Source organism: Ruegeria marisrubri, from assembly GCF_001507595.1.
Lineage (GTDB): Bacteria > Pseudomonadota > Alphaproteobacteria > Rhodobacterales > Rhodobacteraceae > Ruegeria > Ruegeria marisrubri.
Genome location: NZ_LQBQ01000012.1, coordinates 23,428 through 45,019, shown reverse-complemented (window position 1 = coordinate 45,019; position 21,592 = coordinate 23,428). Strand labels below are relative to the sequence as shown.

20 protein-coding genes are annotated in these 21,592 nt (G+C 64.3%); 6 read left to right on the top strand and 14 right to left on the bottom strand.

Features of this window, described 5'->3' with window-relative positions:
* Window positions 1–10 precede the first annotated feature (10 nt).
* Entirely contained in the window at window positions 11–487 is a 477-nt protein-coding gene (locus tag AVO45_RS07305) for a class I SAM-dependent methyltransferase (protein WP_068346638.1), read from the top strand.
* 33 nt (window positions 488–520) lie between these two features.
* Window positions 521–1,204: a DUF1045 domain-containing protein gene (locus AVO45_RS07300; RefSeq protein ID WP_068345471.1), complete on the top strand. Its 684-nt coding sequence runs from the start codon at window positions 521–523 to the stop codon at window positions 1,202–1,204.
* Between the two features lie 5 nt (window positions 1,205–1,209).
* Here AVO45_RS07300 and AVO45_RS07295 read toward each other — a convergent pair whose 3' ends face one another.
* Window positions 1,210–2,055 carry a DMT family transporter gene (locus tag AVO45_RS07295; protein WP_068345469.1) on the bottom strand — a complete coding sequence of 282 codons (846 nt, stop codon included), beginning with the start codon at window positions 2,053–2,055 and terminating at the stop codon, window positions 1,210–1,212.
* 213 nt (window positions 2,056–2,268) lie between these two features.
* Between AVO45_RS07295 and rpe the strand changes: the two genes are divergently transcribed.
* The gene (gene rpe, locus AVO45_RS07290) at window positions 2,269–2,958 is read left to right on the top strand and encodes a ribulose-phosphate 3-epimerase (protein WP_068345466.1); all 690 of its coding nucleotides are present in this window, start codon (window positions 2,269–2,271) and stop codon (window positions 2,956–2,958) included.
* A gap of 169 nt (window positions 2,959–3,127) precedes the next feature.
* Here the strand turns inward: rpe and AVO45_RS07285 are convergent, their stop codons facing one another.
* The 6 genes from AVO45_RS07285 to AVO45_RS07260 form a co-directional block, all read right to left on the bottom strand.
* Window positions 3,128–4,618: a class I adenylate-forming enzyme family protein gene (locus tag AVO45_RS07285; RefSeq protein ID WP_068345464.1), complete on the bottom strand. Its 1,491-nt coding sequence runs from the start codon at window positions 4,616–4,618 to the stop codon at window positions 3,128–3,130.
* 32 nt (window positions 4,619–4,650) lie between these two features.
* Window positions 4,651–5,073 (bottom strand): PaaI family thioesterase, encoded by a 423-nt coding sequence (locus AVO45_RS07280; protein WP_082688712.1) that lies wholly within the window; start codon window positions 5,071–5,073, stop codon window positions 4,651–4,653.
* Entirely contained in the window at window positions 5,054–6,181 is a 1,128-nt protein-coding gene (locus tag AVO45_RS07275) for an acyl-CoA dehydrogenase family protein (protein WP_068345460.1), read from the bottom strand. Before AVO45_RS07275 ends, AVO45_RS07280 begins: the two co-directional genes overlap by 20 nt.
* 4 nt (window positions 6,182–6,185) lie before the next feature.
* Complete coding sequence (locus AVO45_RS07270) at window positions 6,186–7,376, bottom strand: acyl-CoA dehydrogenase family protein (protein ID WP_068345458.1); 1,191 nt, start codon at window positions 7,374–7,376, stop codon at window positions 6,186–6,188.
* A 109-nt stretch (window positions 7,377–7,485) separates the two neighbouring features.
* Window positions 7,486–8,661, bottom strand: coding sequence for an acetyl-CoA C-acyltransferase (locus tag AVO45_RS07265; RefSeq protein WP_068345456.1), 1,176 nt, complete (start codon window positions 8,659–8,661; stop codon window positions 7,486–7,488).
* Window positions 8,661–10,757 carry a 3-hydroxyacyl-CoA dehydrogenase NAD-binding domain-containing protein gene (locus AVO45_RS07260; protein ID WP_068345454.1) on the bottom strand — a complete coding sequence of 699 codons (2,097 nt, stop codon included), beginning with the start codon at window positions 10,755–10,757 and terminating at the stop codon, window positions 8,661–8,663. Before AVO45_RS07260 ends, AVO45_RS07265 begins: the two co-directional genes overlap by 1 nt.
* A gap of 386 nt (window positions 10,758–11,143) precedes the next feature.
* On the opposite strand from AVO45_RS07260, the gene AVO45_RS07255 reads away from it, so the two are divergent.
* Window positions 11,144–11,962, top strand: a complete 819-nt coding sequence (locus tag AVO45_RS07255) for a cyclase family protein (RefSeq protein WP_068345452.1) — start codon at window positions 11,144–11,146, stop codon at window positions 11,960–11,962.
* Between the two features lie 2 nt (window positions 11,963–11,964).
* Entirely contained in the window at window positions 11,965–12,366 is a 402-nt protein-coding gene (locus AVO45_RS07250; RefSeq protein WP_068345449.1) for a carboxymuconolactone decarboxylase family protein, read from the top strand.
* A gap of 45 nt (window positions 12,367–12,411) precedes the next feature.
* On the opposite strand, the gene AVO45_RS07245 is transcribed toward AVO45_RS07250, so the two are convergent.
* Window positions 12,412–13,251 (bottom strand): c-type cytochrome, encoded by an 840-nt coding sequence (locus AVO45_RS07245; protein ID WP_068345447.1) that lies wholly within the window; start codon window positions 13,249–13,251, stop codon window positions 12,412–12,414.
* Between the two features lie 308 nt (window positions 13,252–13,559).
* Between AVO45_RS07245 and AVO45_RS07240 the strand changes: the two genes are divergently transcribed.
* Window positions 13,560–13,778: a hypothetical protein gene (locus tag AVO45_RS07240; RefSeq protein WP_068345445.1), complete on the top strand. Its 219-nt coding sequence runs from the start codon at window positions 13,560–13,562 to the stop codon at window positions 13,776–13,778.
* A 54-nt stretch (window positions 13,779–13,832) separates the two neighbouring features.
* Here the strand turns inward: AVO45_RS07240 and AVO45_RS07235 are convergent, their stop codons facing one another.
* The 6 genes from AVO45_RS07235 to AVO45_RS07210 all read right to left on the bottom strand — a co-directional run bounded on the left by AVO45_RS07235 (window position 13,833) and on the right by AVO45_RS07210 (window position 21,539).
* A complete protein-coding gene (locus tag AVO45_RS07235) occupies window positions 13,833–15,113 on the bottom strand; it encodes an aspartate aminotransferase family protein (RefSeq protein WP_068345444.1) in 1,281 nt (426 codons plus the stop codon).
* A gap of 9 nt (window positions 15,114–15,122) precedes the next feature.
* The gene (locus tag AVO45_RS07230; protein WP_068345442.1) at window positions 15,123–16,229 is read right to left on the bottom strand and encodes a mandelate racemase/muconate lactonizing enzyme family protein; all 1,107 of its coding nucleotides are present in this window, start codon (window positions 16,227–16,229) and stop codon (window positions 15,123–15,125) included.
* Window positions 16,230–16,239: 10 nt separating this feature from the next.
* The gene (locus AVO45_RS07225) at window positions 16,240–17,331 is read right to left on the bottom strand and encodes a mandelate racemase/muconate lactonizing enzyme family protein (RefSeq protein WP_240482094.1); all 1,092 of its coding nucleotides are present in this window, start codon (window positions 17,329–17,331) and stop codon (window positions 16,240–16,242) included.
* Complete coding sequence (locus AVO45_RS07220) at window positions 17,328–17,918, bottom strand: dimethylsulfonioproprionate lyase family protein (RefSeq protein WP_068345440.1); 591 nt, start codon at window positions 17,916–17,918, stop codon at window positions 17,328–17,330. The genes AVO45_RS07225 and AVO45_RS07220 overlap by 4 nt, the downstream gene beginning before the upstream one ends.
* A complete protein-coding gene (locus AVO45_RS07215) occupies window positions 17,915–18,997 on the bottom strand; it encodes an alcohol dehydrogenase family protein (protein ID WP_068345438.1) in 1,083 nt (360 codons plus the stop codon). The genes AVO45_RS07220 and AVO45_RS07215 overlap by 4 nt, the downstream gene beginning before the upstream one ends.
* An 88-nt stretch (window positions 18,998–19,085) precedes the next feature.
* Window positions 19,086–21,539, bottom strand: coding sequence for an FAD-dependent oxidoreductase (locus AVO45_RS07210; RefSeq protein WP_068345436.1), 2,454 nt, complete (start codon window positions 21,537–21,539; stop codon window positions 19,086–19,088).
* Window positions 21,540–21,592: the final 53 nt, after the last annotated feature.

Below are 21,592 nucleotides of genomic sequence, written 5' to 3'. Positions count from 1 at the left end.
GGATTTGCCGATGAGCCGACTGGACTCCATGCTGCGCCGCCTGACCGCCCAACGGGACGGGCTGAACTGGGCCGCCGAGCAGATCGCCGAGTTGGACGGCGACGTGCTGGACATGGGGCTCGGCAACGGCCGAACCTATGACCACCTGCGGGAAATCCTGCCTGACCGTCGGATCTGGGTGATGGACCGTGTCCTGCAATGCCACCCATCCTGCGTGCCACCCGAGCAGGACTTTCTGCAGGGAGAGGCCGAGCCCATGCTGGAGCGGCTGGCGCAAGGCGGGCCGCGGATCGCCCTGGCGCATTATGATTTCGGCATGGGCATCAAGGAGGAGGACGTGTCCGAAGCGGCGCGCCTGAGCCCCCTGATCGCCAGGGTGATGAAACCGGGAGGCCTGTTGATCTCGGGGCAGCCCCTTGTCGGGTTCGAGCAGATCCCGGGCCCGGACACGATCGCACCCGACCGGTATCTGTTCTACCGGGCCTGACCGCAGGACCGGTTCCCGCAACAGGAGGCTGACGTGAACTTCACGCGATACGCGATCTACTATGCGCCGCCCTCCGACGCGGACTGGGCCCGGTTCGGGGCCGCCTGGCTGGGGTGGGACATGGAGGCAGGCGCCGAAGTTGCGCATCCGGACATTGCCGGGCTGGACGTGTCCGCAATCACGGAAGCGCCCCGCCGGTATGGCCTGCACGGGACATTAAAACCGCCCTTCCGGCTTGCAGACGGACAAAGCCTGAATACCCTGCAAGAGGCCTGCGCAGCGCTTGCAGCTACCCGATGCGCCGCCGCTCTCGAGAGGCTGGAGATCGGTCGCCTCGGCCGGTTTCTGGCATTGCTCCCGCGCGGAAATACCGATGGCCTGAACGCTTTGGCCGCGGCTTGCGTCACGGAGCTGGACAAGTTCCGCGCCCCCTTGGGCCAGAGCGAACTGGACCGCCGCCGCGCCAAGGGTCTGCCCCCCACCCAAGAACAGAACCTCATGACGTGGGGCTATCCATATGTTCTGGACCAGTTTCGCTTTCACATCACGCTGACGGGAAGGCTGGAGAAATCAACCTTGGCCAAGGCCATGAATTTGCTGCAAGAACGGCTTGGCCCGCTTCTTCCCGAACCTTTCGTCATCCGCGACCTGGCATTGGTGGGCGAGGACGAGGAGGGGCGTTTTCACCTGATCCGGCGCTTCACCCTTGGCGGCTGAACCCCTTACAAGCGCGCCAAGCGTAGCAATAGCGCCCCGGCGAGCGTAACCGCGGTGGCAAGAACCTTGGCCAGGTCCAGCCGTTCGCGCAGCACCGTGACGCCGATGACCAGCGCAAAGATGATGGATGTTTCCCGCAGCGCGGTCACGAGCGCGATCGGCGCCTGCGTGAAGGCCCACACCACCAGAACATAGGCGGCGAACGATGCCCCTCCGCCTAGGAACAGATGTTTTTTCAACGCCAGTGCACGCCCCACCAGCCCGGGCCGGATCAGATGCGCGAACAGCCCGAAGACCACCGCGTCCAGAGCAGCCAGCACCCCGAAGAACCCAAGCGCCGACCCTCCGACCCGCGCGCCCTGCCCATCGACCAGAGAATACGAGGCAATGAACATGCCGGTAATCAGCGCCAGACCGGCAGCTTTCAGTTGGAAAACGCCGTCGACCCGGCGCACCAGGCTGATTGACCCGATGCCGATTGAAATCATCGCCATGGCCAACACTTCGGCCCTGCTGAATTCGGCGTCGAGAAAGAGAACCGAGCACAAAGCCACCAGCAGGGGAGAGACCCCGCGCGCGATCGGGTAGACCTGCGTCAGGTCTCCGAACCGGTAGGACTGGATCAGAAACAGCTGGTAGCCCAGATGCAGCAACAGCCCGACCAGCAGGTAAGGCCAGCATGCCGGATCAAGCGGTGGCGCAAAGGGCAGAAGGGCCGCCCCGGCAAGGCCCTGTCCGATCACCACCGCGACCATGGCCGCCGCCTTGTCGGCGCCCCCCTTGACCAGGGCATTCCAGGATGCATGCAGGGCAGCCGCAAAGAGAACGACAAGAAAGACGGTTCCGCTCATGCCGTTCCTTCCTTTGAACCTGCTCTCGGGGCACCTTCATTCGCGGGCGCAGGGCCCGGGCTGAAAGGCAGTCTGCCCGGCTGGCCGAGTGTTACCCGGAGCAACGGGGACACGCAACTTTTCCGGCGATTTTCCCGACCGGGGGACAGGCCCTATCGTTTTGGCGTCAGAGCGGTTATATGCCCATCGACTCGACCAGACACAGGTAGGCCCATGAGCTTTGACCGCAAGATCAAGATCGCTCCGTCGATCCTCTCCGCAGACTTCGCCAATTTCGGGCAGGAGATCCAGGCCATCGAGGCGCAGGGGGCCGACTGGGTCCATGTCGACGTGATGGACGGGCATTTCGTTCCGAACCTCACTTTCGGCCCCCCCGCGGTCAAGGCGTTCCGCCCGCATGTGAAAACGGTGATGGACGTCCACCTGATGATCACGCCGGTCGATCCCTATATCGATGCCTACGCAGAGGCAGGGGCCGACATCCTGACGGCCCATGTCGAGGCCGGGCCGCATACCCACCGCACGCTTCAGGCGATCCGCGCTGCGGGCATGAGGGCCGGTGTCGCCCTGAACCCGGGCACGCCGGCCGAGGCGGTTGAGCATCTTCTGGACCTGACCGATCTGGTTTGCGTCATGACGGTGAACCCCGGTTTTGGCGGGCAGAAGTTCATCGACATGACCGCCAAGATCCGCCGCCTGCGCCAGATGATCGGCGACCGGCCGGTGCATATCGAGATTGATGGCGGCGTCGATCCGAAGACGGCGCCACTGGTCGTCGAAGCCGGGGCCGACGTGCTGGTTGCAGGATCCGCGGTATTCAAGGGTGGTTCGGTGTCGAATCCCGGGGTTTACGGCGAAAACATCCGCGCGATCCGGAATGCCACGCAAAGCGTGATGGCATAACTTCAGCGGCATTCCGGTTCAAAGGCGGGCTCCCGCCCGTCGTCGATCCCTCTGACGAGGCACCTCCTCCGGTTGGGCCCGGCGCCGCGCTTTTGCGCGGCGCCGGGCCCAAGGCCGCCAGCGGCCTTGGCAATGCCAAGGTCGTGCGGGCGCGGGAGCACTTCGGCCCTTATCGAGCCTCAACGGCAAAGTACTCCAGAAGCTTGTGCTTCAGGATCTTCCCGGTCGGCGCTGCCGGTAGTTCCGTGGCCACTATGATCTGACTGGGCCGCTTGTATCCGGCCAGCCTCTCGGCCGCGAAGGCGCCTAGTTCCTCGGGTGACGGTTCATCCCCCGGTGCGGCCTGCACGAAAGCAATGACTTTCTCGTCTCCATCAACCATGCGACCGATCACGGCGGTCTGGATCACCTTGGGATGATCGTTCAGAGCGGCCTCGACTTCCGGCGGATAGACGTTGAACCCCCCGTGGATGATCAGTTCCTTGCATCGCCCGGCGATGTGCAGATGGCCCCGGTCATCGAAATGACCCAGATCTCCGGTCCTCAGCCACCCGTCCTGCAACGCCTCTTTCGTCGCCTCGGGGTTCCGGTAATAGCCCTTCATCACGTGCGGACCCTTGGTCATGATCTCTCCGACCCCGCGCCCGCCCCCGGACACCGTTTCATCGATCCGCACCTCCACCTCGGGCAGAGGTGGGCCGACCGAGATGTCGGGATCTCCGATTTCGTTGCGGGACGCGCATATGCCGGCCGTGCTCTCGGTCATGCCATAGCCATTCTGGAGCGCGACGCCATAGAACGCCTCGGCCTTTCTTTTCCAGGCCGGATCCAGCGGCGCAGCGCCTGATGACACATAGCGAAGCGTATTGTGCGGTAAATGCGCATACCCCTGTTCCTTGGTGTATTGCATCAGCAGCGCATGCATCTGCGGCACGGCCGAAAACAGCGTGATCCCCGAGTTCAGCGCGTCATAGGTCCGGGCGGCGGAGAACCGCGCCTCCAACCTGACCGGCGCCCCGGCGCTGGTCGCCGCGGTGACCACCGAGGCAAGCCCGAACACATGGGTGATCGGCAAAACCCCGTAAATCACATCGGCCTGGGTCATTCCCCGCAACTCGGCGGACAGGCGCCCGGCGAAAAGCACGTTTTCATGGGTGAGCATCACGCCCTTCGGCGTTCCCGTCGTCCCGGTGGTGAACAGCATCACCGCAACGTCGTCCAGCTCGGGATTGGGTTCACTTGGAAACGGAATGGCCAGATGCAACCGACCGAATGCGCCCTCGATTTCGTGGGCGCCCAGCCTGTCCGCATGGGCAAGCGCATCGGCCGACGCCGCAGAAGTGAACAGAACCGCCGCGGGCCGGGCGTGGTCAATGACGCGCTGGACTTCACCGGCGGTCTGGCGCGCGTTGAAGGGGATGGCGCAGGCTCCGAGGCGGGAGCAGGCGAACAGAGCCGCCACGGCGGCACAACAATTCTCGGCCAGAATCAGAACCCGGTCACATGGCTGGACGCCGGTTTCGACCAATTTCTCTGCCAAGGCATTGATCGCCGCATCCAGTTCCCCATAGGTCCAACGCGCCCCGCCATTGTCCTCGAAGGCGGGCGCGTCCGGCCGGGCAGCAATCTGCGCGTCGGGAAAATCGTGCCATTTGCTCATCGACCGGGCCCTCCCCTGCCCTGAAGCCTGTTTCACCTCGCCAGCTTGTGGCGTTTGAAAACGCCCGCCGCCGTGGCGATCAGCGTACCATCCTCGTGATGCAGTTCTCCATTCACATGAACCAACTTGCGCCCCCCGCCTGCAGTTCGCCCAACAGCAGTCACGCGCCCCGCGTCTACGGCCGCGACATAGTTGGTGTTCAGAGAGATCGTCAGTACCACCGGATGCTCTTCACGGTCGAACCAGGCCGAGGCTGCGTTGCCGCAGGCCACGTCCAGCAACATCGCGATGATGCCTCCATGCAGCACATCCTGGCTGTTCAGGTGGTCTGACCGGATGTCCAGATGGCAACGAGCGTGCCCGTCGGGATGGGACAGGTCGATTTCATACCCGACAGCGTTCTGGCAGCCCGAGCGCCGCACCCGGCCGTCGCCGTCATGCCGCGCTGAGTGCAATGAACCTCTCCAGATGATAGTCGGCATCGCCAAAACGGTGATCGGCCATGACGATCCGCTTCGCGATATGGGCCAGTTCGTATTCCTGGGTCATCGCGATGCCGCCATGCATCTGGATCGACTCTTCGGCGACCAGACGGCCGACGCGCGACACCAGGTTTCGCGCCGCCGCGATCTGTCGGTCGCGATCCTGCGAGTCGAGGTGACCGGCGGCATTGATGACGGCGGATCGCGCCTGCTCCAGTTCGATCAGCATGTCCGCGAACCGGTGCTGCAACGCCTGAAAAGAGCCGATCGGGCGACCGAACTGGTGCCGGGTCAGCAGGTATTGCCGCGTCAGCTCCACCGCGGTTTCCATGGCGCCCAGAGTTTCCGCGACAAGTGCCACGTTGGCCGCCGCGACCACATCCATCAATGGGCCGAACCCGGCCCCTTCCGCGCCCAGCCTCGCGGTCTGGGGAACACGCACGTCATCCAGAGAGACTTCGGCCGCGCGCGCCCCTGCCAGCATCGGGTATCCGCGCATCGTCAGCCCCGGCACATCCGCAGGCACGACAAACAGCGAGCTTCCATCCAGATCGAAGAACCCGCCGTGCTCGCGCGCCGACACGATCAGGAAACCGGCGGCTTCCCCGTTTACCACGACCGCCTTGCGCCCGTTCAGAACGATCTCTTCCCCGTCAGCGCGCGCCGTGGTTTCCACCCGGCTGAGGTCGTATCGGCTGGCGGGCTCTCCATGAGCCAGCGCAAGATGCAACTGCCCCGCGATTACCTGTTCCAGCAATTGTTTCTGCTCGGCATTGCCGACGGCGGCGATCATTCCACCGCCCAGAATTGCGGTGTCCAGAAACGGCTCGACCACCCCGGCACGACCGAGTTCCTCGAACACGGTCGAGATATCGAAGCCCGCGCCGCCAAAGCCGCCATCCTCTTCCGAGAATAGCGCACCGATCACCCCCAGCCCGGCCAACTCGCCCCAGATCTCCGGGCTCATGCCGGTTTCGCTGTCAAGAATCGCGTTGCGCGCCGAGGTGGTGTAGCGATCACTCAAATAGCGCCGCAGCGTGTCCTGCAGCATCTGGCGCTCTTCGGTCAGGTTGAAATCCATGCGCTCAGCCTCCCAATTTCACTTTGGCGATGATCCCGCGCTGGATCTCGTTTGAGCCACCAAAGATCGACAGCTTGCGATTGTTGAAATACTGCGCCGCGACGGGGCCGGCGTAGTCCGGGCCGATGGGATCATTGTCACCGTCCACGGCCTCTGACACGAAGGGCATCGCATAAGGCCCCACGGCGCGCCGCGCCAGATCGTTGATCTCCTGCCGGATGATCGTGCCCTTGACCTTGAGCATCGAGCTCTCCACCCCCGGCGCCTGCCCGGCCGCCGCCTGAGAGATGATGCGCATGTTGGTGGTCGCCATCGCCATCAGGTCGATCTCGACCTGCGCCAGCCGCGCCGCAAAATGCGGGTTCTCGATCAGGGGCCGGCCGCCCGCGCACTCGATCCGGGCGATGCGCTTGACCGCGTCCAGCCCCGCCCGGCTGAACCCGACCCCGGCGATGTTGGTCCGCTCATGGGTCAGCAGGTATTTGGCGTAGGTCCAGCCCTTGTTCTCTTCACCGACGAGGTTCTCGACCGGCACGCGGACGTTGTCAAAGAACACCTCGTTCACTTCCGGCGTTCCGTCGAGCAGCACGATGGGGCGCACCTCGATCCCCGGCGTGTTCATGTCGATCAGCAGAAACGAGATCCCCTCCTGCTGCTTTGCATCCGGGTCCGTGCGCACAAGGCAGAAGATCCAGTTGGCGTATTGCCCCAAGGTGGTCCAGGTCTTCTGCCCGTTGACGACGTAGTGCTCCCCGTCGCGCATCGCGCGGGTTTTGAGCGAGGCAAGGTCCGACCCTGCGCCGGGCTCGGAATAGCCCTGGCACCACCAATGCTCGCCGTTCAGGATACGCGGCAGGAAATAGTCCTGCTGCTCCTTCGAGCCGAACTTCTGCAGAACCGGCGCCAGCATCGACAAGCCGAAGGGCACGATGCGCGGGGCATAGGCCATGGCGCATTCCTCTTCGAAGATGTGCCGCTGCACCGCGTTCCACTCCGCGCCGCCGAACTCCTTGGGCCAGTTGAAGTTCAGCCACCCCTTTTCATTCAGCGTCGCGTGCCATTGCTCGTGGCCTTCCTTGCCCAGGCTGATGCCGGCCCGAACCTTGTCCGAGACTTCCTTGGGCAGTTTTTCGGCTAGAAAGGCGCGCACTTCCTCGCGAAAGGCCTTTTCCTCTTCGGTGTAATTCAGATCCATTCCTGCTCTCCTCCCTCGGCGATCTGCCGCAACAGTGCCCGCCCGACGCGCTTTGCGTCGGGCAGCGCCGGGCCTGGCCTCGATGGGCAGGCCCGGCGCCCCTCCGCGATCAGTAGATCTCGAACAGGCCCGCAGCGCCCATGCCGCCGCCGATGCACATGGTCACGACGCCCAGCTTGGCCCCGCGCCGCTTGCCCTCGCGCATCAGGTGTCCGACCATCCGCGCCCCGGTCATGCCAAAGGGATGACCGATCGCGATCGAGCCGCCGTTGACGTTGCATTTCTCGTCGTCGATGCCCAGCCGGTCACGGCAATAGAGCGCCTGCGAGGCAAAAGCCTCGTTCAACTCCCACAGGTCGATGTCTTCGACCTTAAGCCCGTTACGCTCCAGCAGGCGCGGCACCGCAAATACCGGGCCGATACCCATCTCATCCGGTTCGCAACCCGCAACACAGAAGCCCTTGAATGCGCCCATCGCGTCCAGCCCGCGTTTCTCGGCCTCGGTGCTGTCCATCAGGACAACCGCCGCCGCCCCATCCGACAACTGGCTGGCATTCCCGGCGGTGATGAAATTGCCCTCGCCGCGCACCGGCTCCAGCCCGGCCAGACCTTCGAGCGTGGTATTCGGCCGGTTGCATTCGTCCCGGTCCACCGTGACTTCCTTGTAGGAGATCTCGCCGCTCTCCTTGTCCTTTACCGCCATCGTGGTCTGCATCGGCACGATCTCGTCGTCGAACTTGCCCGATGTCTGGGCCGCCGCGATCCGCTGCTGCGAGCGCAACCCGTAGGCATCCTGCGCCTCGCGGCTGATGCCATAGCGTTTGGCGACGATATCGGCGGTCTCGATCATCGTCATGTAGATCGCCGGCTTGTGTTCCTGAATCCATGCCTCGGGTACCGGGCGCGTCTTGGGCTGCACCATCGAGATGCTCTCGACACCGCCTGCCACCATCGGGCCAGCGCCCCCTTCGGTGATGGCCTGCGCGGCCAGCGCCACGGTCTGCAGGCCCGACGAGCAGAACCGGTTCACGGTCATGCCCGAGGCGGTCACCGGCAGCCCGGCGCGGATGGCGATCTGGCGTCCGATGTTGCCGCCGGTCTCTCCCTCGGGGAAGCCGCAGCCGATGATGCAATCCTCGATCTCCGAACCGTCCAGCCCGGCCCGCGCCACGGCGGCCTGAACCGCGTGCCCACCCATCGTGGCCCCGTGGGTGATGTTGAAGGACCCACGGAAAGACTTGGCAAGGCCCGTGCGGGCGGCGGATACGATAACGGCTTGTTTCATCACGAAGCTTCCTTGTTCAGATCGTCAAAGCAGCGGCCCTCGGCCACCAGTTGTTCCAGCAGGGGGGCGGGCTGCCAGAAATAGTCGTCTTCCTTGGCCCATTCCTTGATGTCGGCCAGCAGACCCGGCAGGCCCTGCAGATCGGCCCATTTCATCGGCCCGCCGCGATAACGCGGAAAGCCGTAACCGTAGATCAGGGTCACATCCACATCCAGCGGACGGCGCGCGATCCCCTCGCCCACGACCCTGGCCGCTTCGTTCACCATCGACGCCATGTAGCGGCGCACGATCTCTTCGTCGGTGAACTCACGCGGCGTAATTCCTTTTTCGGCGCGTTCGGCCTCGATCAGAGGCATCACCTCGGGGTTGGGGACGCCGCCGCGCTTTCCGGCCTCGTAGATGTAATAGCCCTTGCCGGTCTTCTGTCCGAAATGTCCCGCCTCGCAGAGCTTGTCCGCATAGTTGCTGTCACGGGCGCGCGGGTCCAGCCCCTCGGCCCGCTTGCGCTTGCGCACCGCCCAGCCGATATCCAGCCCCGCCAGATCGGCCACGGCAAACGGCCCCATGGCGAAACCGAAATCGGTCAGCGCCTTGTCGATCTGGTACGGGCTCGCGCCATCGAGGATCATGTGATCGGCGCAGGTGCGGTAGGTGCTGAGAATCCGGTTGCCGATGAACCCGTCGCAGACTCCGGCGCGCACGCAGACCTTTTTCAGCCGATGGCCCAGCGCAAATCCGGTCGCCACCACCTCGGGCGCAGTCTTGTCCGCGACGACGACCTCGAGCAGCTTCATCACATGGGCCGGCGAAAAGAAGTGCAGCCCCAGCACGTCCTGGGGCCGTTTCGTGACGGCGGCGATTTCATTGATGTCGAGATACGAGGTATTCGACGCCAGCACCGCACCTTGTTTGCAGACCGCATCGAGCTGGGTAAAGACCTGCTTCTTGACGTCCATGTCCTCAAACACCGCCTCGATGACCAGATCGACGTTGCTCAGTGCGCCATAGCCGGTGGCCAGCGTCAGTTCGTTTTCCATGATCTCGTCGAACTGCGCCTGACTCAGCTTGCCGCGTTTCAGCGCACCACCCAGGTTTCCGGCAATCCGCTCTTTCGCGGCATGGGCCGCTTCGGGGGACATTTCCAGCATTACGACCTGCAGCCCCGACAACAGTGCCGCCGTGGCGATGCCGGCGCCCATCGTGCCCCCGCCGATCACACCGATCTGATGCAGCATCCGCGGTTCGACGCCCTTGAGTTCCGGCAGTTTTCCAACGGCCCGTTCAGCAAAGAAGGCGTGGATCAGCCCTTTGCGCTGGTCCGAGTTCATCAGTTCCATGAACAGCTCGCGCTCGCGCTGCATGCCCGCGTCAAAGCTTTCGGCTTCGCAGGCCGCCTGAACCGCGCGAACGGCCGTGGCGGGCGAGATCTGCCCCCGGCCCTTTTTCAAAACCTGTTCATAGACCGCATCGAAATCGACCGGCGCAGGCGCCGGCATCTCGCTGACCGGCCGGCGCTCGGCGCCGCTGTCCAGCAATTCCTGCACATAGGCCAACCCGATTTCGCGCGGATCGCCCTCGGCCACCCTGTCGATGACACCCAGCTTCAGCGCCTCGTCCGCGCGCACATGGCGGCCTGATGTGATCATGTCCAGCGCCGCTTCGGTCCCCGCCACCCGCGGCAGGCGTTGCGTGCCGCCCGCGCCGGGCAGGATGCCCAGATGCACCTCGGGCAGACCGACCTTGGCCGAGGGCACGGCGATGCGATAGTGGGTGGACAGCGCCACCTCGAGCCCGCCGCCCAGCGCCGTGCCGTGGATCGACGAGACCACCAGCAGCGGCGAGGCCTCGATCCGCGCGCACAGTTCCGGCAACCAGGGATCCTGCGGCGGTTTGCCGAATTCCCGAATATCGGCGCCGGCGAAATAGGTCCGCCCCTTGCCATAAATCAGCACCGCTTTCGCGCCTTCGGCCTCGGCGCGTTCAACACCGGCAAGCAGCCCCCGGCGCACATCCACCCCCAACGCGTTCACCGGAGGGTTGTTGGCGGCCAATACCGCGATATCTCCAATCCGTTCGTATTCGATGGCCTCAGACATGCGGCCTGTCCTCCCTTGTCTGTCGGGCGGTCCTGCGACTCGCCTCCTCCCGCTGACAAAGCCTAGATGATGTTCCATCGCGGACCTATGAAACCCTACGTCATCCGCGCGTGTCTCCCGTCATCCATTCCGCTTTGCGAAATCCCGTTTCACGAATGAAAGGTGAAACGTGCGCCGAACGAGATCAAGCGAATTTCTGCGTCGCGACGCAGCGTCCGAATCCCGTTCATGCACCCATCGTCGCACATTCGACCAGATCCGCCAGACGAACCTGCCCCCGCAAAATGCAAACCGTTGATTTCCCGAAATCTGTGCTAGGCTCCGTCCCGAGGCAGGCACATCCGGGCCCTACGTTGCAGTTCGCAAAAGCATTAGGGAGTATTGGTATGTGCGATATTTGCGTAATGAACGCCGTCAAGCAGCGGATGTTGTCGCGGCGGTCTTTTTTCAAGGCAGGCGCAGCCGCGGCGGCAGGTGCCGCATTGGGTTCAGGAATGACCACGCCTGCCATGGCCAAGGGCCACGGCGAGGTCGTGGACATGACTCATGTCTATGATGCCGACTTTCCCACCTATTTCGGCCAGCCGGGCATCGAGGCGACACAGGCCTTCAACTTCAAGGAACACGGGTTCAACCTGTTCAACCTGGCGGTCAACGAACACACGGGCACGCACATTGACGCCCCTCTGCATTTCTCGGCGGACGGTCAGGCCGTCGATGAGATCCCTGTGTCCAACCTCGTCTGTCCGCTTTGCGTCATCGACATCGCGGCGCGCGCGGCCGAGGATCCGGACGCGCAGGTGACGCCGGACGACATCAAGGCCTGGACCGACGCCAACGGACCGATTCCAGATGGGGCCTGCGTAGCCATGCATTCAGGATGGGCTGGCAAGACCGGCAGTGACACGTTCCGCAACGCCGATTCCGAGGGCAAGATGCATTTCCCGGGCTTCCATGTCGAAGCCGCCCAGATGTTGATCGAGCAGACGGGCGCCGTGGCCTTGGCCGTTGACACCCTTTCCCTGGATCACGGCCCCTCGGCCGATTTCGTGACCCACTATGCGTGGCTGCCGACCAACCGATATGGCATCGAGAACCTGGCCAACCTCGACAAGGTCCCGGCCAGTGGGGCGACCCTGGTCGTCGGCGCCCCCACCCATCGCGGCGGCACGGGCGGGCCCTCGCGCATCCTTGCGATGGTATAGGCATGGCGACGGTTCCATTGGTATCGGATGAAGAGGCCAGCGCCGAGGTGCTGGCCGTCTTTGACGACATCCGGCAGGTTCGCGGCACCGAGTATGTCAACAATTTCTGGCGAGCTCTGGCCAATGATCCCGCGCTTCTGCGCGCGACATGGGAGAGGTTGAAACAGGTGATGGGACCGGGCGCGCTGGATCCGCTGACCAAGGAAATGATCTACGTCGCGGTTTCGACGGCCAATAGCTGCGAATACTGCGTGCATTCCCACACCACCGCGGCAAAAGCCAAGGGGATGAGCCCGGAACAGCACGGAGAATTGCTGGCCGTCATCGGCATGGCCATGCAGACCAACGGGATCGCGACCGGGCTTCAGGTTCCGGTTGACGACGTTTTCAAGGCCAGTCCCTGACACCCGCCGCCCGGTTCACGAGCTGGGCGGCGGCACCGGAAATCCTTACGGATCAGGAAGCGGCGGCATCGCGCGGAGATACATCACCACCGCATCCAGGTCCTCGGCCGTCATCCGCGCGAAATAGGGATAGGGCATCGGAGGCTTCATCGCGCTGCCGTCCGGGCGCAATCCGGCGGTTATCATCTGCTTTATCTCAGAATCCGAAAAACCGGCCAGGCCATCCTGATGACTCGTGATGTTCGGGCCGACGACGACACCCCAGGGTCCGACGAACTCATATCCCCCGATCCCCAGATGTTCGGCATCCAGCTGCGGCCCCTTGGGACCGATCGGCGAATGGCACTCGACGCAATGGGCGATGCTGCTCGCAAGGTATGCGCCATACTCCACCGACACGGCGCGTTCCGGCGCGGTCACGCTGTCCACGGGCGGTCCATAGGTCGGCGGCAGCGGTATGTTGTAGGTCGATTGGCCCGGGTCGTTCTCGACCGGCGGCACGGTGCGCAGATACATGACGACCGAGGCCAGGTCCTCGTCCCCCAAACCCCGATAGACGGCGCATGGCATGGGCGGCCCGATCAGAGACCCGTCAGGCCGCAAGCATTCGCGAATGGCGCGGCCCAGTTCCTCGTCGCTCCAGTCCGACACCCGCCCAGCCGGTGTCAAGTTGGCCGCGATCGCTATGAAGTGCTCATTGTCCTCGACCACGCGGCCGCCCAGATCCCGGCTGATGTCCAGCCCCTGCTCGCCAAAAGGCGTGTGGCAATTGCCGCACCCCATCGGCCCCTGCACCAGGTATTCCCCCCTCTCGACGCTGGGCTCGGCAAAGGCATGGCCTGCACAGACGGCCAGCGCCGCGATAGCGCTCGATATGGTTTTCATTGAAATCCCCCCCGGACAAAGGCTGCCGGACACTCGGCAGAAGCCAAGAAAATCTAGATATTTCAGGTATTTAAACTATATCATGTATCATGAATGCCGTATTCTGTCAAACGAAGCTGCCAGAAGCAGAGGGGCATCGAGGTCGGGACCCCCCCCCGCGGGCCGCACGACGTCCAGGCAAAAAAGAAGCAATTTCCCCGCAAATTTGCACCGGACGCAGATCAGCTATTCGTTGGATGCCCTAGCCAACACGAGGGGGACCGCATAAATCGTTCCAAAGAAAATTCGGACAACAGGATGAGTCCGCCATGGCACATTCGACCGCACAATCCACTTCGCTGACGGCCCTGCTGAAGGTTGTCGGAGATATCTTTGCCGGCATCTGGGACGCGCTTTCCCGCATCGGCGAAGCGAACGCGAAGGTGCACCAGATCAATGCCTACTATGCCATGACCAACGCCGAACTGGCCGCACGCGGCATCAAGCGCGAGGATATCATCCGCTTCGTGATGGCCGACGCGATCTGACCGAAGGCACGCCGGCAACAAGCAAGCCCCGGCACAAGGCCGGGTCGCGTTGTTCTACTCTTGCGCTATCGCCTGAGCGGCCTTGTCGTAGGCGGCTTCACACACTTCGAAATCCGCTTCGGTCAAGGCCAGCGACGGGTAGGTTTTGCCCGGTGACTTGAACAGGCCATTCTGCATCAGCACCGCGTTGAACCGGGTGGCCCTGGCGGTGTCGGAGGCGAAAACGTCTCGATAATCCCGGATCTCGCCCGTTGTGAAAACGACCTCGAACAGGGTCGGATCACCGACGATCCGGTGGGGGATGCCACGCGCATTCAGTGCCGCCTTGGCCATCTCCATCAGACGCCGGCCGTTGGCGCGCAGCTTGTCATACTGCCCCTCGCGCCGCAGAACCTCCATCGTTTTCAACCCTGCAACAGCGGCCACCGGGTTGCCGGACAGGGTGCCAAGCTGCATCAGCCATTTCTCGGCGCCCACGGCCGCCTTGTCGAAATGCGCCATGATCTCGGCCCGACCCGCGATGGCGGCCAACGGGAAACCGCCGCCGATGATCTTGCCCAAGGTAGCTATGTCAGGGATCACCCCGTAAAGCTCCTGCGCGCCGCCATAGGCAAAGCGAAAGCCTGTGACGACCTCATCAAAGATCAGCACGATGCCATACTTGTCGGCCTCGTCCCGCAGCAGCTGCAGGAAACCCGGCTCGGGCGGGATGATCCGCTGCAGCGGCTCGACGATGATCGCTGCCACCTCCTTGCCATGCTCGGCCAGCAGCGAGCGGATGTAGTCGGGGTCGTTGAACGGCGCAATCAGCATCTCGGCGCGGACGCTCTCCGGTATCCCTGCGCTGTCCGGAACCGCCTGCGGGAAGTTCACCATCCTGGTCGGCGCGAGGCTCATCTGCGCCTCGGCGCTCATGCCGTGATAGCCACCCTCGAACTTGACGATCTTGTCGCGCCCGGTGAAGGCCCGGGCCAGGCGGATGGCATACATGTCCGCCTCTCCCCCCGACGACACATAGCGGACCTGATCGGCGCAGGCGACGGCCGAGCAGATCTCCTCGGCCAGTTCGACACCGCGGGCGTTGTTGGCAAAAAAGGTCATGCCCTTGGGCAATTGCTCCTGCACGGCCTCGAGAACCTCGGGATGGCCGTGGCCCAGCAGCATGGGACCCGAGCCGATCAGCAGATCGACATATTCTTTGCCGTCCTCGTCCCAGGCCCGGCTGCCCTTGCCCTCGCGAATGAAAATGGAGGGATCGAAATTCCCGAACCCGCCTCCAGGCAGCACGGCCCGGGCGCGTTCGATCCAATCGGCCTGGCTGAGTTTCGTAAGCATGATGGCCTCCTAGTCCAAGATCAAATCCGGTTCGCCCAGGGCCTCGCGGTCCGGCGCGACGCCAAGGCCGCCCCCGTCGGGCGGCGCAATGCGCCCAGCCTCGCGCACCGGCCCCTCGGGCGCAAGGCGCGGCGCGACATACCCCGACAGGTCGCAGACATTCATCAACAGAGCCGGGTCGGTCGCAGCGCCCAAGTGCAGCAGGGCGGCAGTGGTGATGTCCGAACCCCAGGTATCCTCGATGCACATCCTTGCGCCCAGATACAGGCATAGATCGCGGGCGCGCCGCGCGGCGGACAGCCCTCCGAATTTCGACAGCTTGACTGCCACCGCGTCCATGCAACCCAGCGCATGACCCGCCAGCAAGCTGGCCGTGTCATGGGCGCTTTCGTCCAGTTTCATCGGCAGGCCGGTGGCCGCCCGCACCCGCGCGCAATCCTCGAGTGTGGCGCAGGGCTGTTCCAGCATCACGTCCAGATCGGCCACCGCCCGCGCCACCCGCGTCGCATCCAGAGAGGTCGCGCCACAGTTCCAGTCGCCATAGACCAGCGGCCCGTCACCCACCGCCTCGCGCACCAGACGCAGGCGGGCAACGTCGGCCTGCCAGTCGCCATCCGCGCCCAGCTTGACCTGGAACTGCGTTATGCCCTGTTTCTGCGCCTCTGTCGCGATGCGGGCCATATCCTCGGGGCCAATGCAGGTGATCGAATGATAAAGCGGCATCGCCTCAGACTGACGCCCCCCGAGCAGCGCGTGCAGCGGCAAGCCCGCCACCTGCCCGGTCAGATCCCACAGTGCGATATCGACGGCGGATTTCGCATAGACATGCCCCTGCAGGTGACGATCGAGCCGGGCCATCAGCGCCTCGGGCCCGACCGGGTCGCCCCCCAGCAGCACCGGCGCCATCTCTTGCAGCGCGGGGGCCACGCCCCGGGCATAGGCCGGCAGGTAATGCGGGATGGGGCAGACCTCGCCCCAGCCGGTGCGTCCGTCATCGGTGTCGAGCGCCACCACGACGGTTTCCACCGTGTCGCAGGTCTTGCCATCGGCCATGTAGTAGGCCTGATGGCTGGTCAGCGGAAGGTGCCAGAGCGCTATGCGAACGATCCGCGTCATTGATAAACTGCTACCGGTTCGCCCAGCGCCTCCTCATCTGGGCCACGCCAAGGCCCCGTGCCTCGGGCAGGTGCAGGTGGCCGTCTATGTTACGGGGGCCGCGGCCTCCGGCGATGTCCAGCGTCAGCATGTCCTGGCAGGCCCAGACGCCCAGCAGGTTGTGGTCGGGAATGGTGGCGGCCAGATGCAGCGCCTCGGCATCGGCGAGAACCGAACCGCCGGTGGCCATCACGAACATGTCGATGCCATGGGCCAGCGCAATGTCGCGCATCCGGGCGGCCTTGGTCAGCCCCCCAACGCGGTTGAGCTTGATGCCGAACACCTCGGCCAGACCATCCCGCGCGATGCGGGCAGCGTCCTGCAACGTCACAAGACTTTCATCCACGCTGACCGGGGCGGAATGCACCGCCCGGATCGCGGCGATGTCATCCAGCGTCTCGCCGGGCTGTTCGAACATCACGCCAAGATCCTCGGTCGCCTTCATCACCCGCATTGCCTGCTGCCGGGTCCAGGCGCGGTTCACGTCGTACAGGATGCGCTCTGCACGCTGGCGGTGCGCCTCGACGTCGCGAATGCGTTCGATGTCGCGCTCGACATCGCCGCCCACCTTGACCGAATGAACCCAGTAGCCGCGCCTGCGGTAGCGATCCATGACCTCGCGGGTCTCCTCGACCGTCTTGGCACCGACCGACGAGGCTATCGGTGCGGGGGTCCGCGAGCCGCCCCCCATCAGATCGGCGATGGGCAACCCCGCGGCCTGCCCGGCGATGTCCCAACAGGCCGTGTCGATGGGGGATTTGGCGTAGAGGTGCCCCGGCAGCGCCAGATCCATCGCCCGCTCGACCTCAAGCACCTTGCGGGGATCGAGACCCAGAACGAAGGGTGCCATGGTCTGTATCCCGGCGCGGATGCCGGGGCCATGCGCGGGTACATAGGTATGGCCCCACGGCGTGCCCTCGCCCCAGCCAGTCAGGCCTTCATCGGTTTCGACCTTGACGAAGGTCGCGTCGAGCACCTCGAACTTGAGCCGTCCGCCGGACAGCCAATAGGGATGCTGCAACGGCAGATCGACATGATAGACGGAAATCCGGGTGATCTTCATGACGGGCTCATCTGTGGATCGTCGGCCAGCCCTTCGCCGCGCCACAGCACGAAGGTCAGGATCGGTTGATCAGTGGTGGTCATCGCGTGCGGGCGCTCGGAGGGGTGCAAGCGGGTGTCGCCCGCGCCGAGCGTCAACGGCTCTTCCCCTTCGAGTTCAAAGAGTGCGCCGCCCGATACTACGGAATAAAGTTCTTCCGGCCCGTGCTGGTGCCAAGGGTAATACAGCCCCGCCCCCCAATAGCCGACGGTCATGCGCAGCTTGTCGGTTCGGTAATGTCCCGTCGGGCCAGCCAGCTCGAACCAGCCATACCGGTCTAGGAAGTCGCGCCCGACCTCGTCCTCGGTGTAGGTCAGCCGCCATTCCAGATGCGGCGCCAAGGCGCAGAGCGCCTGTTGCAGGGGGCGCGACAGGTCACTGGCCTCTCCAGGCTCGCTCTGCATCAGCGCGGCCCTGGGCACCGGATTGGGCGATCGGCCGGCCCAGTGCAGATCGCCGGGCCAGGGCGCGAAGTTTGACAGCGCCGGAATGGCCGCGTGAAAGTCCCGCGCCGCCTGCAACGCGGCATCGAACAGCGCCCGGCTCATGGGACCACCACGATGTTGCCGGTATGGGTCTTGTCGATGAAGGCCTGTTGCGCCTCGCGCAATTCGCGCAACGGATAGGTCGCCGCCAGAACCGGCTGCAGCTTGCCCTCTTCGATGTAGCGCACGACGTTCTCGAACACTTCCGGCGGCAGCACCGTCGAGCCGGTGAAGGTCAGATCGCGCAGGTAGAAGGTGCGCAGGTCGAACTGGACGATCGGCCCCGCGATCGCGCCCGAACAGGTGTAGCGCCCGCCACGTTCCAGAATGTCGATCAGTTTCGGCCAATAGCTGCCCCCGACCACGTCGGCGACGACGGTGATCTTTTCATCTCCGAGCGCAGCGCGCAGGTCCTCGGGGCCGCGAGGCAGGATCCGGTCCGGCCCCAGCTTCGCCACGTCCGCATGTTTGGCTTCCGACGCCATCGCGATGACCCGCGCGCCGCGCAGTCTGGCAAGCTGCACCAGCGCACCGCCGACGCCGCCGGACGCGCCGGGAACCAGAACAGTGTCGCCGGGGCCGACCCTGGCGCGCTCCAGCATCCCCTCTGCCGTGGTGTAGGAGCAGGAAAAGGTCGCAAGCTCGGCATCCGAGAGCGGCGACTCGACCGTCGCGATCCCGCGCATGTCGGCCGTGGCGTATTGGGCGAAGCCCCCGTCACATTCAGAGCCGTAATACCCGGTCTTGTCCATGTTGTCGGGGTCGTCCCAATCCCGCAGCCAGCCATTCACCATGACCCGCTTGCCGATCAGGGAAGGATCAGCCTTGTCGCCGACGGCAACGACCGTGCCGACCGCATCAGCCCCCTGGATTCTGGGAAAGACCAAGGGGCGCCCACCCCAGGTTGGGTCTTCTTCGCCCACCTCATCATAGGCGCCTCCGGTCGTGGCCTCGCTGACTGCCTTGGAGTACCACCCCGTCCTCGTGTTCACGTCGGTATTGTTCAGGCCGCAGGCGCCGACCTTGATCAGGACATCCGTCGGCCCTGGTTCTGGCACGGGCCAGTCTTCGTACCATTCATACCTGTCCAGACCGCCATGGCCGGTCAGCACCATTGCCTGCATGGTTTCGGGGATCGTCATTGTAGCGCTCCTTCTCCGGGTCGAGGGGGGCGCTGCCCCCCGCCTTCGGCTCCCCCCGGAGTATTTTGCAAAAGGTGAAATTGGCTGGTCATTCCGCCGCCTCGCAAACGGTGTCGGCGCGCGGCAGCAGGCTTTGCGGATCATAGGCGGGTTCACCCAGAATCCGACCGCTGCGCGGCTTGCCGGCGACGATGACTTCGACCTCGGTGCCCGGCACGTTGACGTGCGGCTTGACATAGGCAAAGGCGAGAATCCTGCCGACCGTGTGCCCGTAGGCAACAGAAGCGGTCGAACCGACGACCTGCCCGTCCAGCAGCACGGCCTCGCCGCCGTGACCGTCCTCGATCCCGTCAGGTTCGATCTCGAGATAGGCGCAGATCCAGGGCAGTTCGGTGTTCAGGGTCCTGTCCTTGCCGAGATACTCCTTGTCCGTGCGGGCAAAGCGCAGCACGTCGGCCTCGGCCAGCGTGACCTCGTTTGTCAGTTCCCCTGCCCCCTTGAAAGCCTTTTCCATCCGCAGCGCGTTCATCGCGAAAGAGCCATAGTCGGCGATCCCATGCGCCTCGCCCGCGGCCCAGAGGGCATCATAGACGGCCAGGGCGTTGTCACGCGGAATGTGCAGCTCCCACCCCAACTCGCCGGCATAGGACATGCGGAAGGCCCAGAGCCTGTGGTCCGCCACTTCGATTTCCTGCGCGGTCAGCCACTTGAACCCCGCATTGCTCAGGTCGGCATCGGTGCAGACGGCCAGAGCCTCGCGGGCCCTTGGGCCGTTGAGAGCGAGCGCGGCCCAATCGTTCGAACGGAGGATGATTTCCACCTCCTCGCCCGCGAGATTCTGGTTCAGGTGATCCAGCAGCCGTTGCTCGAAGAAGGCGGCGCAGACCAGGTAGTAGCGGGCTTCGTCCAGCTTCACGACCGTCGTTTCCAGTTCAATCCGCCCGCGACGGTTCAGCATGTGGGTCAGCGCGATGCCGCCGACTTTTTGTGGCAGGCGGTTGGCGACGAGGCGGTCCAGGAGCTTTTCGGCGCCCGTGCCTGTTACCTCGACTTTGGTGAAGGCCGAGATGTCCATGATGCCGACGCGCTCGCGCACCGCTTTGCACTCGGCAGCCACCATGTCATGCACCACGTTGCGCTTGAAGGAGTAGTGGTCGCGCTGCTCGACACCGTTCTTGGCGAACCAGCGCGGGCGTTCGTGGCCATAGACCTCTTCGTAGACCGCACCCTTTTCCTTGAGCCGTTCATAAAGCGGCGATGGCTTGATCGGACGCCCTGCGAGCCGGTTGAAATGCGGGAAGGGGATCTCGTGGCGCAGGCAGTAGTCCTCCTTGGCCTTGACCACCTGCCACTCTTTCGTTGCATAAGAGCCGAAGCGGCGCGGGTCGAATTCGCGCATTGAGATGTCGGCGGCGCCATGCACCATCCAGCGGGCAAGCTCGCGCGTCAGGCCGGGGCCCCAGCCGATGCCGATCTGGGTGCCGCAACAACACCAGTAGTTCCTGACGCCGGGCGCCGGGCCGATCAGCGGGTTTCCGTCCGGTGGGTGCGAGATGGCTCCGTGCACGTCGCGCGAGATGCCCAGATCGGCAAAGATCGGCATGCGGTTGAGGCTTTCCTCGAGCCACGGCATCACCCGGTCATAGTCGGCCTCGAACAGCCAGTTCTCGTAGTCCCACGGGCATTCGTCGATCCAGACCGCGTTGGGATTGGCCTTTTCGTAGATGCCGATCAGGCCGCGCTGCTGCTCCATCCGGATATAGCCCGAGACCTTGCGATCATCGCGGATCACCGGCAACTCGGTTTCGAGGTCGGCGAATTCCGGCACCGGGTCGGTGACAAAATAGTGGTGGGTCATCGAGGTCATGGGCAGTTGCAACCCCGACCATTCTCCCATCTGGCGAGCATAGGTGCCGCCGGCGTTGACCACATGCTCGCAGCGGATCTTGCCCAGTTCCGACTCGACCACCCATTCGCCGTTCTCGGCCTGGGTGATGTTGGTGGCCCGGCAGCGGCGGATGATCCTGACACCGAGCGCGCGTGCGCCGGCTGCCATCGCCATGGTCACGTTGGTCGGGTCCACATGGCCGTCGTCGGGCGTGTGCAGCGCGCCCAGCACGCCATCGAGATTGTAGAACGGGTGAAGCTCGGCCACCCGGTCGGGGCCGACCAGTTCGATATTGAAACCGAGCGAGCGCCCTACTGACAGCGTATGGCGCAGCCAGTCCATCTCGTCCTCGGTATAGGCCAGCCGGAACGAGCCACAACCATGCCACGTCACCGCCTGCCCCGTCTCGGCCTCGAGCGCGCCGGAATACAGGCCGATATTGTAATCGACACATTTGCCCAGCCCGAAGGAGCTGGTCGAATGGGTGATCTGGCCGGCCGCATGCCAGGTGCTGCCCGAGGTCAGTTCGGCCTTTTCCAGCAGGACGACGTCGGTCCACCCTTCATGCGCCAGGTGATAGGCCAGGCCCACCCCCATGACACCTCCGCCAACGATCACCACACGGGCGTGGGCAGGCAGCTTTTGCTCGGACATGATTTTTCCACTTCACGAGTCGCGTTTCTGCTCGACAGGCTAATTACACAAAT

Bases quoted from the DNA above. Each gene is read 5' to 3' on its own strand.
- AVO45_RS07305 (WP_068346638.1), top strand. From the start codon at position 11: ATGAGCCGACTGGACTCCATGCTGCGCCGCCTGACCGCCCAACGGGAC.
- AVO45_RS07295 (WP_068345469.1), bottom strand. From the start codon at position 2,055: ATGAGCGGAACCGTCTTTCTTGTCGTTCTCTTTGCGGCTGCCCTGCAT.
- rpe (WP_068345466.1), top strand. From the start codon at position 2,269: ATGAGCTTTGACCGCAAGATCAAGATCGCTCCGTCGATCCTCTCCGCA.
- AVO45_RS07285 (WP_068345464.1), bottom strand. From the start codon at position 4,618: ATGAGCAAATGGCACGATTTTCCCGACGCGCAGATTGCTGCCCGGCCG.
- AVO45_RS07275 (WP_068345460.1), bottom strand. From the start codon at position 6,181: ATGGATTTCAACCTGACCGAAGAGCGCCAGATGCTGCAGGACACGCTG.
- AVO45_RS07270 (WP_068345458.1), bottom strand. From the start codon at position 7,376: ATGGATCTGAATTACACCGAAGAGGAAAAGGCCTTTCGCGAGGAAGTG.
- AVO45_RS07265 (WP_068345456.1), bottom strand. From the start codon at position 8,661: ATGAAACAAGCCGTTATCGTATCCGCCGCCCGCACGGGCCTTGCCAAG.
- AVO45_RS07260 (WP_068345454.1), bottom strand. From the start codon at position 10,757: ATGTCTGAGGCCATCGAATACGAACGGATTGGAGATATCGCGGTATTG.
- AVO45_RS07255 (WP_068345452.1), top strand. From the start codon at position 11,144: ATGTGCGATATTTGCGTAATGAACGCCGTCAAGCAGCGGATGTTGTCG.
- AVO45_RS07250 (WP_068345449.1), top strand. From the start codon at position 11,965: ATGGCGACGGTTCCATTGGTATCGGATGAAGAGGCCAGCGCCGAGGTG.
- AVO45_RS07245 (WP_068345447.1), bottom strand. From the start codon at position 13,251: ATGAAAACCATATCGAGCGCTATCGCGGCGCTGGCCGTCTGTGCAGGC.
- AVO45_RS07240 (WP_068345445.1), top strand. From the start codon at position 13,560: ATGGCACATTCGACCGCACAATCCACTTCGCTGACGGCCCTGCTGAAG.
- AVO45_RS07235 (WP_068345444.1), bottom strand. From the start codon at position 15,113: ATGCTTACGAAACTCAGCCAGGCCGATTGGATCGAACGCGCCCGGGCC.
- AVO45_RS07230 (WP_068345442.1), bottom strand. From the start codon at position 16,229: ATGACGCGGATCGTTCGCATAGCGCTCTGGCACCTTCCGCTGACCAGC.
- AVO45_RS07225 (WP_240482094.1), bottom strand. From the start codon at position 17,331: ATGAAGATCACCCGGATTTCCGTCTATCATGTCGATCTGCCGTTGCAG.
- AVO45_RS07220 (WP_068345440.1), bottom strand. From the start codon at position 17,918: ATGAGCCGGGCGCTGTTCGATGCCGCGTTGCAGGCGGCGCGGGACTTT.
- AVO45_RS07215 (WP_068345438.1), bottom strand. From the start codon at position 18,997: ATGACGATCCCCGAAACCATGCAGGCAATGGTGCTGACCGGCCATGGC.
- AVO45_RS07210 (WP_068345436.1), bottom strand. From the start codon at position 21,539: ATGTCCGAGCAAAAGCTGCCTGCCCACGCCCGTGTGGTGATCGTTGGC.